The 12,355-nt window shown below is 73.5% G+C and carries 12 protein-coding genes and 1 pseudogene; 11 read left to right on the forward strand and 2 right to left on the reverse strand.

The window, feature by feature from the left end; translation table 11 throughout:
• Both AOK23_RS40350 and AOK23_RS40355 read left to right on the forward strand, forming a co-directional pair.
• A pseudogene (locus AOK23_RS40350) lies at nucleotides 1–732 on the forward strand (hypothetical protein); the annotation flags it as partial.
• Nucleotides 711–1,646, forward strand: coding sequence for a tetratricopeptide repeat protein (locus tag AOK23_RS40355; RefSeq protein WP_206336425.1), 936 nt, complete (start codon nucleotides 711–713; stop codon nucleotides 1,644–1,646). The pseudogene AOK23_RS40350 and the gene AOK23_RS40355, both read left to right, overlap by 22 nt.
• A gap of 76 nt (nucleotides 1,647–1,722) precedes the next feature.
• On the opposite strand, the gene AOK23_RS40360 is transcribed toward AOK23_RS40355, so the two are convergent.
• On the reverse strand, nucleotides 1,723–3,012 hold the full coding sequence (locus AOK23_RS40360; protein WP_055717389.1) for a DUF1015 family protein: 1,290 nt from the start codon (nucleotides 3,010–3,012) through the stop codon (nucleotides 1,723–1,725).
• A gap of 114 nt (nucleotides 3,013–3,126) precedes the next feature.
• Between AOK23_RS40360 and AOK23_RS40365 the strand changes: the two genes are divergently transcribed.
• From AOK23_RS40365 to AOK23_RS40380, 4 genes are all read left to right on the forward strand, one after another.
• Nucleotides 3,127–4,155 (forward strand): HAD hydrolase-like protein, encoded by a 1,029-nt coding sequence (locus tag AOK23_RS40365; protein ID WP_055717390.1) that lies wholly within the window; start codon nucleotides 3,127–3,129, stop codon nucleotides 4,153–4,155.
• An 84-nt stretch (nucleotides 4,156–4,239) separates the two neighbouring features.
• The gene (locus tag AOK23_RS40370; protein ID WP_055717391.1) at nucleotides 4,240–5,286 is read left to right on the forward strand and encodes a FecCD family ABC transporter permease; all 1,047 of its coding nucleotides are present in this window, start codon (nucleotides 4,240–4,242) and stop codon (nucleotides 5,284–5,286) included.
• Nucleotides 5,287–5,297: 11 nt separating this feature from the next.
• On the forward strand, nucleotides 5,298–6,347 hold the full coding sequence (locus AOK23_RS40375) for a FecCD family ABC transporter permease (RefSeq protein ID WP_055717398.1): 1,050 nt from the start codon (nucleotides 5,298–5,300) through the stop codon (nucleotides 6,345–6,347).
• A 140-nt stretch (nucleotides 6,348–6,487) separates the two neighbouring features.
• A complete protein-coding gene (locus tag AOK23_RS40380; protein WP_055717399.1) occupies nucleotides 6,488–7,387 on the forward strand; it encodes an ABC transporter ATP-binding protein in 900 nt (299 codons plus the stop codon).
• On the opposite strand, the gene AOK23_RS40385 is transcribed toward AOK23_RS40380, so the two are convergent.
• Entirely contained in the window at nucleotides 7,371–7,718 is a 348-nt protein-coding gene (locus AOK23_RS40385) for an SCP2 sterol-binding domain-containing protein (RefSeq protein ID WP_055717392.1), read from the reverse strand. The genes AOK23_RS40380 and AOK23_RS40385 overlap by 17 nt on opposite strands.
• A 42-nt stretch (nucleotides 7,719–7,760) precedes the next feature.
• Between AOK23_RS40385 and AOK23_RS40390 the strand changes: the two genes are divergently transcribed.
• The 5 genes from AOK23_RS40390 to AOK23_RS40410 form a co-directional block, all read left to right on the forward strand.
• Nucleotides 7,761–8,051 (forward strand): hypothetical protein, encoded by a 291-nt coding sequence (locus AOK23_RS40390; protein ID WP_055717393.1) that lies wholly within the window; start codon nucleotides 7,761–7,763, stop codon nucleotides 8,049–8,051.
• 7 nt (nucleotides 8,052–8,058) lie between these two features.
• Nucleotides 8,059–8,874: a TlyA family RNA methyltransferase gene (locus AOK23_RS40395; protein ID WP_055717394.1), complete on the forward strand. Its 816-nt coding sequence runs from the start codon at nucleotides 8,059–8,061 to the stop codon at nucleotides 8,872–8,874.
• The gene (locus AOK23_RS40400) at nucleotides 8,871–9,776 is read left to right on the forward strand and encodes an NAD kinase (protein WP_055717395.1); all 906 of its coding nucleotides are present in this window, start codon (nucleotides 8,871–8,873) and stop codon (nucleotides 9,774–9,776) included. Before AOK23_RS40395 ends, AOK23_RS40400 begins: the two co-directional genes overlap by 4 nt.
• A 221-nt stretch (nucleotides 9,777–9,997) precedes the next feature.
• Entirely contained in the window at nucleotides 9,998–11,740 is a 1,743-nt protein-coding gene (gene recN / locus AOK23_RS40405; protein WP_206336424.1) for a DNA repair protein RecN, read from the forward strand.
• A 4-nt stretch (nucleotides 11,741–11,744) separates the two neighbouring features.
• Nucleotides 11,745–12,355: hypothetical protein (locus AOK23_RS40410; protein WP_055717396.1), on the forward strand; the 611-nt coding region annotated here is incomplete at its 3' end.

Below are 12,355 nucleotides of genomic sequence, written 5' to 3' on the forward strand. Positions count from 1 at the left end.
ACCGCCCCGCCTTCCGTCGCGACGACCGCAGGGATGACCGTCGCGACGACCGGCGTGACAGCGGCGACCGTGGCGGCTTCCGCCGTGACGACCGCGACCGGGGCTTCCGCAGGGACGACCGGCCGGCCTTCCGCCGTGATGACCGACGTGATGACCGGGGCGAGCGGCGCGAGGGGGAGCGTCCCTCGTACCGGCGTGACGACGACCGGGGTGGCTTCCGCCGCGACGACCGTGGTGACAGCCGTGGCGGAGACCGCGGTGGCTTCCGTGGCGGCCGGGACGACCGTCGTGACGACCGCGGTGGTCGCCCGCCGTTCCGCCGCGACGACCGACGCGACGACTTCCGGCGTGACGACCGCAGGGACGGCGACAGGCCGCCCTTCCGTCGGGACGACCGCCGTGATGACCGACGTGATGACCGGGGCGAGCGGCGCGAGGGGGAGCGTCCCTCGTACCGGCGTGACGACGACCGGGGTGGCTTCCGCCGCGACGACCGTGGTGACAGCCGTGGCGGAGACCGCGGTGGCTTCCGCGGGCGGGACGACCGGGGGCGCGACGACCGCGGGCGTGGGCCCCGGCGTGACGACCGGGGTGGTCGGCCCGGTGGTTTCCGCGGGCGTGACGATCGGCGGGACGACCGGCGGGACGACCGTCGTGGCGGTGGGCGCTTCCGCGACGAGCGGGACCGGGACCGGGAGCCCATCAAGCGGCTGCCGATTCCCGAGGACGTGACCGGCGAGGAGATCGACAAGGACGTACGGCAGGAGCTGCAGAGCCTGCCCAAGACGCTCGCGGACGATGTCGCCAAGAACCTGGTGATGGTCGCCCGGCTCATCGACGAGGACCCCGAGGGCGCGTACGGCTACTCCAGGGTCGCCCTGCGGCTGGCGTCGCGCGTCGCCGCCGTGCGGGAGGCGGCCGGCTTCGCCGCGTACGCCAACCAGAAGTACAGCGAGGCGCTCGCCGAGTTCCGGGCCGCGCGGCGGATGACCGGCAGCGTGGACCTGTGGCCCGTCATGGCGGACTGCGAGCGTGGTCTCGGGCGGCCCGAGAAGGCGCTCGACATGGCCGGGGCGCCCGAGGTGCACAAGCTGGACAAGGCCGGCCAGGTCGAGATGCGTCTCGTCGCGGCCGGCGCACGCCGGGACATGGAGCAGCTCGACGCGGCCATCGTGACCCTGCAGAGCCCCGAACTGGCCTCCAACTCCGTACAGCCGTGGACCGCGCGACTGCGGTACGCGTACGCCGACGCGCTGCTCGCCGCAGGGCGTGACGGCGAGGCACGGGAGTGGTTCGCCAAGGCCGTCGAGGCCGACAAGGACGGCAGCACGGACGCCTCCGACCGGCTCGCCGAGATGGACGGCGTCGAGTTCGTCGACGCCCTCATCGAGGTCGAGGACCAGGACGAGCAGCGGGACGAGCAGCGGGACGTGCGGGAAGGCGGCGGCGACAGTCTGCCCGTGGAGGACGCCGAGCCTCGTGACCTGACGACCGCCGTGGACGAGGACGTCGTGGTCGTGGAGGAGAGCGACACCCCCGCGGACGTCGCGGACGTCGCGGACAGCGCGGACGTCGAAGAGGGCAAGGGCTCCGCAGACGCCGAAGGATCCGAGGGCGGCGTGGGCCAGGAGGCCGACAAGGACTGACCTCGGCTTGTAGAGGCACCGAGAAGGGGGCGGGATCCCACGCGGATCCCGCCCCCTTTCGTTTGTCGGCCGGCGCCTACAGGTGCAGGGCGCGCAGGACCAGGCCCGAGGCCGGCTTCGGGCCGAACGACGTGGACTTGCGGGGCATGGTGACGCCCTGACGGGCCAGGTCGCGTACGACCTCCTCGCGGACCGGGTGCATCAGGACGGCCGTGCCGCCGTCGCGTTCCGCCTTCTCGACCGTGGCGGCCGTGTCATGGATGTACGCGACATGGGCGGGGGAGTCCTCGGGGATGCGCCACACATGGCGCAGGAGCGTGGCGTGCAGGACCGTCGCGTCGAGGGTGCGCCAGGCCGGCGGGCGGTCGGCGGGGATCGTACGGGCGAGGAGGTCCGCGTCCGGGCGATCCACGAGGTGGAAGGCGCCGTCGCCGGCGAGGAGGAAGGCGTTGCCGACGCATGCCGCGTCCGCCAGGGCCGACAGGGCGTCCGGCAGCGCGACGTCCAGCCGCTGAACGCGGAAGTGGCCGTCCAGGGCGGCCAGCGCGTCGGAGACCGGCAGGCCGTGCAGGAGGCGGTGGATCGCCCGGACCCGCAAGGGGTAGCGGGCCGTGTCCACCAGCAGGACCAGGCCGTAGTCCCAGGGGCTGGGGGACGGGTGCTCGGTGCGCAGGCGCAGATAGGTCGCCCAGCGGTGATGGCCGTCGGCTATCAGGGCCTGGTGATGGGCGAGGTCCGCCTGGATCTCGGTGAGGTCGCCAGGGTCCGTGACCGCCCACAGGCGGTGGCTGAAGCCGTCCTCGGTGGTCGTGGCAAGGAGTGGGGGCCCTTCGACGGTCCGCTCGACCACGGCGGTCGCGCCGGTCGAACCGTTGCCCCGGTACGTCAGGAGCAGGGGCTCCATGTTGGTGGAGGTCGCCCGCATCAGGGCCGCGCGGTCCGTGATGACGTGCGGGATGACGTCCTCGTGGGGGAGGACCACGCCGTCGGCGGGCTCCGAGAGGCGCAGGGCTCCGATGAGGCCGCGCTGGAGGATGCTGCCGTCACCCTGCTCGTAGACGTACAGGCCGGGCTCGGAGTCGGCGGCCAGGACGCCGTCGGCGAGCCAGCGGCGCAGCGTCTCCGCCGCCTGCTCGTTTCTCGCGGTCGGGGTGCCGGCCTGGGGAAGGATCAGGCGGACGATGTTGTACGGGTCGGCGGACTCGAGGTGGAGCAGACCGTCCGGCCGGACGACCACGTCGTACGGCGGGGATGTCACGGCGGCCAGACTGCCGACCCGGTCGGGGTCGTAGCGAAGGCCCCGGAACGGGGTCAGTTCGAGGCCGCTGCGCGCCGGGGTCTCCTCCGCGGGACCTGCGTTCTTCATTGGTGCATCGTATGTGTGTCAGTGCCATGCGCGATGATCGGGTGAAGCGATCGGACCGATGGACGACCGGGTGGGTACGCGCACGTACCCGTGTCGAGCGAGGAGCGGTGTGCAATGAGCCAGGCAGTCAGGACGCGGCCCGACGGCAGTGGGCAGGCCCTGAGCGAGGCGTACGACACGGCGCTGCTCGATCTGGACGGGGTGGTGTACGCGGGCGGCAGCGCGATCGCGCACGCCGTCGAGTCCCTCGGTTCCGCCCGGGCGGGCGGTATGCACCTGGCGTACGTCACGAACAACGCGCTGCGGACACCCGACGCCGTGGCCGAGCACCTCACCGAGCTGGGCATACCGACCGAGGGCGGGGACGTCATCACGTCGGCGCAGGCCGTGGCCCGGCTGATCGGCGAACAATTGCCGGCCGGTGCGCGCGTGCTGGTCATCGGCGGTGAGGGGCTGCGGGTCGCGCTGCGGGAGCGGGGCCTGGAACCCGTCGAGTCCGCCGACGACGATCCGGCGGCCGTCGTGCAGGGGTACGGCGGGCCCGACCTGCCCTGGGGGCGGTTCGCGGAGGCGAGTTACGCCATCGCGCGCGGGCTCCCGTGGTTCGCGTCCAACACCGACCTGACGATCCCGAGCGCGCGCGGCATCGCACCGGGGAACGGGGCGGCGGTCCAGGTCGTACGGATCGCCACGGGAGCCGAGCCGCAGGTGGCGGGCAAGCCGCTGCCGCCGATGCACAAGGAGACCATCCTGCGGACCGGCGCCCGGCGGCCGTTGGTCGTCGGGGACCGGCTGGACACGGACATCGAGGGCGCGTTCAACGGCGAGGTCGACTCGCTGCTCGTCCTCACCGGAGTGACCGACGGCGCCCAACTCCTCGCCGCACCGCCGCAGCACCGGCCCACCTACGTCGACGCCGACCTGCGGGGGCTGCTCACCGGGCAGCCCGAAGTCGCCGCGGACGGCGCGGGCTTCCGGTGCGGGGGCTGGACGGCGGCCGCCGACGGCGACCGACTCCTGCTGGACGGTGAGGGCGAGCCGCTCGACGGGCTGCGGGCGCTGTGCGCGGCGGCGTGGACGGCGGCCGGCGACGGCTCGTGCGAGCTGGACGGTGAGAAGGCGCTGGCGCGGCTCGGGTTGTGAGAGCCGCGGGGGCGCGGTGAGGGTTCCCCGCCGCTGTGCGAGGGCGGGATCGAGCCATAAGGGAGGATAGGCTAACCTAACTGGGTGTTGGTCGAGAGTCCCCCCGAACCGCGCGCGGAGACCGGCTTCGCGCCCCCGAACCGCAGAGCAGCGATGCGTGCCGCCGGACTCCTCGTGTCCGTCGGCCTGCTGACCCTGGTCGCGTTGGCGAGCATCGCGATCGGCGCGAAAGAGCTGTCCCTCGCGCAGGTCTGGCACGGCCTGTTCGAGGACACGGGGACGTACGGTGACGTCGTCGTGGGGGAGCGGATCTCGCGCACGCTCCTCGGGTTGCTCGCCGGAGCCGCGCTCGGCCTGGCCGGGGCCGTCCTCCAGGCGCTCACCCGGAACCCGCTGGCCGACCCGGGGCTGCTCGGCATCAACGCGGGCGCGTCCGCCTCCGTCGTCACCGCCATCACCTACTTCGGCGTCACCTCGCTGACCGGGTACGTGTGGTTCGCGTTCCTCGGGTCGGCGGCCGTCGGGGCACTGGTGTGGTTCCTCGGCGGCAGCCGGGGCGCGACGCCCGTACGGCTCGCGTTGGCCGGTACGGCGATCAGCGCCGCCCTGTACGGCTACCTCCAAGCCGTGATGATCATGGACGGGGCGGCGCTGTCCAAGATGCGCTTCTGGACGGTGGGTTCACTGGCCTCGGCGACCGACGAGACGATCGAGCAGGTGCTGCCGTTCCTGGTGGTCGGCACGGTCGTCGCACTCCTGCTCGCCCGGCCGCTGAACGCGGTGGCCATGGGCGACGACACCGCCCGCGCCCTCGGCGCCGACCTCAACCGCACACGGGCGCTCTCCATGGCCGCCGCCACCGTGCTGTGCGGGGCCGCCACCGCCGCCTGCGGACCGATCGTGTTCATCGGGCTGATGGTCCCCCACGTCGTCCGCTCGTTCACCGGGCCCGACCTGCGCTGGATCCTGCCGTACGCGACCGTCCTGTCGCCGGTGCTGCTGCTCGGCGCCGATGTCATCGGCCGCGTGGTGGCCCGGCCCGCGGAACTCCAGGTCGGCATCGTCACCGCCGTCCTCGGCGGGCCGGTCTTCATCTTTCTCGTACGACGGCGGAGGACGGCGCAGCTGTGAAGACGCAGGTCATGAGCAAGCCCGCCGTGCGCAACCGTGCGCTCCGCTCGCCCGGCGGCCTCTCGGTGCGCCTCGACGTACGGGCGTTCGTCGTCGTCCTTCTGCTGCTGCTCGCGGCCCTCGTCGCGAGTGTCGTGCTCATCGGCACCGGCGACTTCCCGATCCCCGCCGCCGACGTCGTCAGGACGCTGCTCGGCGACGGCGACCCGAGCCAGGAGCTGATCATCAACGATCTGCGGCTGCCGCGGGTCCTGGTCGGGCTGCTGGTCGGGGCCTCGCTCGGGCTGGGCGGGGCGCTGTTCCAGTCCATCTCCCGCAACCCGCTGGGCAGTCCGGACGTCCTCGGTCTCTCGCAGGGGGCCACGGCCGGAGCGCTGGTCGTGATCGTGCTGTTCTCGGGGGACGCCGACCAGGTCGCCCTCGGCGCGCTCGGCGGCGGCCTGTTCACCGGCCTGGCGATCTATCTGCTGGCCTGGAAGCGGGGCGTGCACGGGTACCGGCTGGTGCTCGTCGGCATCGGCGTCTCCGCGATCGCCACGGCCGTCAACGGCTATCTGATCACCAAGGCCGACATCGTCGACGCGGCCCGCGCGGTCGTGTGGATGACCGGATCGCTCAACGGGCGTGACTGGGAGCAGGTCCAGCCGCTGCTGATCATGTGCGCGATCCTCGTGCCCACGGTCCTCGCCAACGCGCGCGGGCTGCGGATGATGGAGATGGGCGACGACGTGTCGTACGCCCTCGGCGTGCGCGTCGAGCGGGTGCGGATGCTGCTGATGGTGTCCGCCGTGCTGCTCACCGCCGGGGCCACCGCCGCCGCCGGACCGGTCAGCTTCGTTGCCCTCACCGCGCCCCAGCTCGCCAAGCGGCTGACCCGGTCCCCCGGCCCCAACCTGGTGCCCTCGCTGTGCATGGGCGCCGCCCTGCTCGTCGTCGCGGACTGGGCCTCCCAGCGGGCCTTCGGCGCCGACCAACTGCCCGTCGGGGTCGTCACCGGCGTCCTCGGCGGCGTCTATCTGCTGTGGCTGCTGGTCACGGAGCGGAAGGCCGGGCGGATATGAGCCGCCCCCAGCCCGGCGGGAGCGAGGCGACCGACCGAAAGGCGACCGGCCAAGAGGCGACCGGCCAAGAGGCGACCGGGCGCGAGGTGACGGGCCGAGACGCGACCGGCCTCGCGAGCCGCCACCGGCCGAGCGCGTCGGTGAGGTCGGCGGGGCCGGTGAACGAGAACAACCAGAGGAGCACTGTGAACCGCCTGTCCGCCGAGAACGTCACCCTCGCCTATGACCAGCGGGTCATCGCCGAGCAGCTGTCGGTGGAGATCCCCGACAACTCGTTCACCGTGATCGTCGGCCCCAACGCCTGCGGCAAGTCCACCCTGCTGCGGGCCCTGTCCCGGATGCTGAAGCCGTCCCAGGGGCGGGTGCTCCTCGACGGGCAGGTCATCCAGTCGATGCCCGCGAAGCAGGTCGCGCGGACCCTCGGCCTGCTGCCCCAGTCGTCGATCGCGCCCGACGGCATCACGGTCGGCGACCTGGTCGGCCGCGGCCGCTACCCGCACCAGGGACTGCTGCGGCAGTGGTCGGCGCAGGACGAGCGGATCGTCCGGGAGTCGATGGAGGCCACCGGCGTCGCCGAGCTGGCCGACCGCTACGTCGACGAGCTCTCCGGCGGGCAGCGCCAGCGCGTGTGGATCGCCATGGCCCTCGCCCAGCAGACCCCGCTGCTGCTCCTCGACGAGCCGACCACCTACCTCGACATCCAGCACCAGATCGACGTGCTCGACCTCTGCGCCGAACTGCACGAGGAGCAGGGCCGCACCCTCGTCGCCGTGCTGCACGACCTCAACCACGCCGCCCGGTACGCCACCCATCTCATCGCCCTGCGCGGCGGCGAGGTCGTAGCCGAGGGCGCGCCCGGCGACATCGTCACCGCGGAGCTGGTCGAGGAGGTCTTCGGGCTGCGCTGCCAGGTCATCGACGACCCGGAGACGGGCACACCGCTGGTGGTGCCGGCGGCCCGCAGGGCACGGACCGGCGCCGAGGGGCGCGAGCGGGACGCCGACCGGGAGGCGAAGGTCGCCGCTACAGAAGCTTCCTGAGCTGGAGCAGGTCCCGGAAGCCCGCCTCCAGCTTCACCCGGCCCGAGCCCCAGGCCTTGGCGAAGTTCAGTTCCCCGTGGACGAGGGCCACCAGGTCGTCGCCCGTCATGGCGAGCCGGATCTGGGCCTTCTCGGACGGCGGGCCCTCAAGGGTGTCGTGCACCTCGATCCGGCCGTCGCGCATCCGGCCCACGAAGGTGATGTCGAGGTCCTTGATGTGGCAGCTCACCGAGCGGTCGAGGGTCGTCGCCTCGCGCACCTGTCCATCGGCGCCTGCCATGTTGTCCGAGAGCTTTTCGAGCGCGGCGCGGCACTCCTCAATCGTTGCCATCGCGATCGACGGTACCCCAGGGCTTCGGGGTAGCGTCGGGGCATGAGCGACTCTGTGTCCGAGGCCACCGTGGGGGAGGAGACGGCCGACGCGGTCGTCGAGCCGGAGGACGACCCCGCCGCCCCGGCCCCGCTGAACGTGGCCCGCACCGCCACCGGCCACCCGGACGTCGACGCCGCCCTCGACCGGCTGGCCGACGCCGACCACCTCGCCACCGACGGCCACGTCGAGGTGTACGAGGATGTGCACCGGGGGCTGCGTGACGCGCTCACCGCGCTCGACGCCCGCCCGGGACCTCCGGCGCCCCCGACGCCGTACAGCACGAGGAGCTGAACCGAACGTGGCAGGTGTGGCACGACGCCGTCTCGACGCCGAGTTGGTCCGGCGGAAGCTCGCGCGGTCGCGTGAGCACGCGAGCCAGCTGATCGCCGCCGGGCGGGTCACGGTCGGCAAGACCGTCGCGACCAAGCCCGCCACCCAGGTGGAGACCGCGGCCGCCATCGTCGTCGCGAGCGACGACGGCGATCCCGAGTACGTCTCCCGAGGCGGCCACAAGCTCGCCGGGGCGCTGGAGGCGTTCGTCCCCCAGGGCCTGGCCGTCAAGGGGCGGCGGGCGCTGGACGCCGGGGCCTCCACCGGCGGCTTCACCGACGTACTGCTGCGGGCCGGCGCCGCCCACGTCGTCGCCGTCGACGTCGGATACGGACAACTCGCCTGGACTCTGCGGAGCGATGAACGCGTCACCGTCAAGGACCGTACGAACGTACGCGAGTTGACGCTCGAAGCGATCGATGGGGAGCCTGTGGATCTTGTCGTGGGGGATCTGTCCTTCATCCCGCTCGGCCTGGTACTGCCCGCCCTGGTGCGGTGCGTGAAGCCGGACGCCGATCTGGTGATGATGGTCAAGCCGCAGTTCGAGGTGGGGAAGGAGCGGCTGGGCAGCGGGGGAGTCGTAAGGAGTCCGGAGCTGCGCGCCGAAGCGGTGTGCGGGGTGGCGCGCCGCGCCGGTGAGCTGGGGCTCGGGGTGCAGGGCGTGACGGCGAGTCCGCTGCCCGGCCCCTCGGGCAACGTCGAGTACTTTCTGTGGCTGCGTGCCGGGGCACCCGCACTGGACCCGGCCGACGTCGACCGAGCAGTTGCGGAGGGGCCGCGGTGACTCTGAACCGAACTCGAACCGTCTTCCTGCTGACCCACACCGGGCGGCCGGCGGCCATCCGCAGTGCGGAACTCGTGGTGAAGGGCCTCCTCCACCACGGGCTGGGCGTACGCGTCCTGGAGGCCGAGGCGGAGGACATCCCGCTCCCCGAGGAGGTGGAGCTGGTCAAGGAGGCCACCCCGCAGTGCCTCGACGGGTGCGAGTTGCTCATCGTCCTCGGCGGTGACGGCACGCTGCTGCGCGGCGCGGAGTTCGCCCGCGCCTCCGGGGTGCCGATGCTCGGCGTCAACCTCGGCAGCGTCGGCTTCCTCGCGGAGGCCGAGCGCGACGACCTCGACAAGGTTGTCGACCGCGTCGTGACCAAGGCGTACGAGGTCGAGGAGCGGATGACCGTCGACGTCGTCGTTCACCGGAACGGGGACATCGTCCACACGGACTGGGCGCTGAACGAGGCGGCCGTGCAGAAGGCCGGCGCCGAGAAGCTCCTCGAGGTCGTCCTGGAGATCGACGGCCGACCGGTGACCGGGTTCGGGTGCGACGGCATCGTGCTGTCCACGCCGACCGGGTCGACCGCGTACGCCTTCTCCGCGGGCGGGCCCGTCGTGTGGCCCGAGGTCGAGGCGCTGCTGATGGTGCCGATCAGCGCGCACGCGCTGTTCGCGAAGCCGCTGGTGACATCGCCGGACTCGGTGCTCGCGGTGGAGGTGCTGCCGCACATTCCGCCCGGGGTCCTGTGGTGCGACGGGCGGCGGACGGTCGAGTTGCCGCCGGGGGCCCGGGTGGAGGTCCGGCGGGGCGCCGTACCGGTCCGGCTGGCCCGGCTGCACCACGCGTCGTTCACGGACCGCCTCGTGGCCAAGTTCGCGCTGCCCGTCGCGGGGTGGCGGGGGGCACGGCACTAGCCGTTCGCTGGGGGTGAGGGGGGGCTTCCGGCGGCCGCGGGTGCGCCGGAGCCGCTCGCGCGGCCGCCGCCGGCTCCTGTGGCCGTTACCGGGCTGGCGCTTCTTACGGGGCCCGCGCCCCTTACCGGGCGCCCGGCCCTCACGGGGGCATGGGGCGACTTGTACCTCCCCTGAGTGACATCGGGGACGGGGGGCGTCGCACTTCCCTCCCTCGACCTCGTATGGTCTTGTCCGTGTTGGAGGAGATGCGGATACGGTCGCTCGGAGTCATCGACGACGCGGTCGTCGAGCTGTCACCCGGCTTCACCGCCGTGACGGGTGAGACGGGCGCGGGCAAGACCATGGTGGTCACCAGTCTCGGTCTGCTGCTCGGTGGCCGGGCCGACCCGGCGCTCGTGCGGATCGGCGCGAAGAACGCGGTCGTCGAGGGCCGGATCGCCATGCCCGACGGCGCCTCGGCGGCCGTCCGGGCCGAGGAGGCCGGGGCCGAACTCGACGACGGCGCGCTGCTGATCAGCCGTACCGTTTCCGCCGAGGGACGGTCGCGGGCGCACCTCGGCGGGCGGTCCGTCCCCGTGGGCGTCCTCGCGGAGCTGGCCGACGAACTGGTGGCCGTGCACGGGCAGACCGACCAGCAGGGGCTGCTGAAGCTGTCCCGGCAGCGGGCGGCCCTCGACCGGTACGCCGGGGACGCGGTGGCCGTGCCGCTCGCCAAGTACGGCGAGGCGTACCGGCGGCTGCGGGCCGTCGCCGTCGAACTCGACGAGATCGTCACCCGTGCGCGTGAGCGGGCCCAGGAGGCCGACCTGCTGCGCTACGGGCTCGACGAGATCGCGGGCGTCGAGCCGCGCGCCGGCGAGGACGTGGAGCTGGCCGAGGAGGCCGAGCGGCTGGGGCACGCGGAGGCGCTGGCATCCGCCGCGACGGCCGCGCACGCCGCGCTCGCGGGCAATCCCGAGGACCCCGAGGGCGTCGACGCCTCGACGCTCGTCGCGGGCGCCCACCGGGCGCTGGAGGCCGTGCGTTCGCACGACCCGGCGCTGGCCGCGCTCGCCGACCGGATCGGCGAGATCGGCATCCTGCTCGGCGACGTCGCGGGTGAGCTGGCGGGATACGCCGACGACCTGGACGCCGATCCGCTGCGGCTCGCGGCCGTGGAGGAGCGGCGGGCCGCCCTCACCGCCCTCACCCGCAAGTACGGCGAGGACATCGCCTCCGTGCTCGCCTGGGCCGAGCAGAGCGCCCAGCGGCTCACCGAACTCGACGGCGACGACGAACGCATCGAGGGGCTGACCGCCGAGCGGGACGCGCTGCGCGTCGAACTGGGCGGTCTCGCGCAGGCCCTGACGGACGCGCGGCAGGAGGCGGCGGAGCGGTTCGCCGCCGCCGTGACCGCCGAGCTGGGCTCGCTCGCCATGCCGCACGCGCGCGTGTCGTTCGAGATCCGGCAGACCGAGGACCCCGAGGGCGTCGAGGTCGGCGGACGCACGGTGGCGTACGGGCCGTCCGGCGTGGACGAGGTGGAGCTGCTGCTCGCCCCCCACCCGGGGGCGCCGCCGCGGCCCATCGCCAAGGGCGCCTCGGGCGGTGAGCTGTCACGGGTGATGCTGGCCGTCGAGGTCGTGTTCGCGGGGACGGACCCCGTGCCGACGTACCTCTTCGACGAGGTCGACGCCGGTGTCGGCGGCAAGGCGGCCGTCGAGATCGGCCGGCGGCTCGCCCGGCTCGCCCGGTCGGCGCAGGTCGTCGTCGTCACCCACCTGCCGCAGGTCGCCGCCTTCGCCGACCGGCAGCTCCTGGTGGAGAAGACCAACGACGGCTCGGTGACCCGGTCCGGCGTGAAGGTCCTGGAGGGCGAGGACCGGGTGCGGGAGCTGTCGCGCATGCTCGCCGGTCAGGAGGACTCCGAGACGGCACGGGCACACGCCGAGGAACTGCTGGCGGCGGCCCGCGCGGACGCCTGAGCGCATGGGTGGGCCGACCGCGCTCGTCCTCGCGGCGAGCGCGGCCCGCGCGGGCGTCGCCGTCCTCCGGGCCACGGCCCCCGGTGGCGCCCCCCGCTGGCAGCGCACCAACCACACCGGCCGGACCGTCACCCTGTACGCCGGACCGGGGGCCACGCTCGGCACACTGCTCGCGGCCGGCCGGAGCTGCCCCGCCGCCGGGCTCGCGATCCTGGCGGCCGGGGTGTGCGGGGCGTACGACGACATCGCGGGCGCCGACGACCCGAGGCGCGGGTTCCGGGCCCACCTGGCGGCGCTGCGGGACGGCGACGTCACCAGCGGCGCGGTGAAGCTGTTCGGGATCTCGACCGCCGCACTCGTCGCTGGCGCACTGCTGAAGGAACGGGCGCTGGACAAAGTGCTGGCCGGTGTGGTGATCGCCGGGGCCGCGCACCTGGTGAACCTCGTCGACGTACGGCCCGGAAGGGCGGCCTGCGCGACCCTCGCCCTCGCACTGCCCGGCATGCTCCGCGAGGGGCCCGCCGGGGACGTGGCGGCGGCGACCGTTGGGGCCGCCCTGGCCGTACTCCCCGATGACCTCGCCGAGCGCATGATGCTCGGCGAGGTCATCGGGGA

The organism is Streptomyces torulosus, assembly GCF_001419765.1.
GTDB lineage: Bacteria > Actinomycetota > Actinomycetes > Streptomycetales > Streptomycetaceae > Streptomyces > Streptomyces torulosus.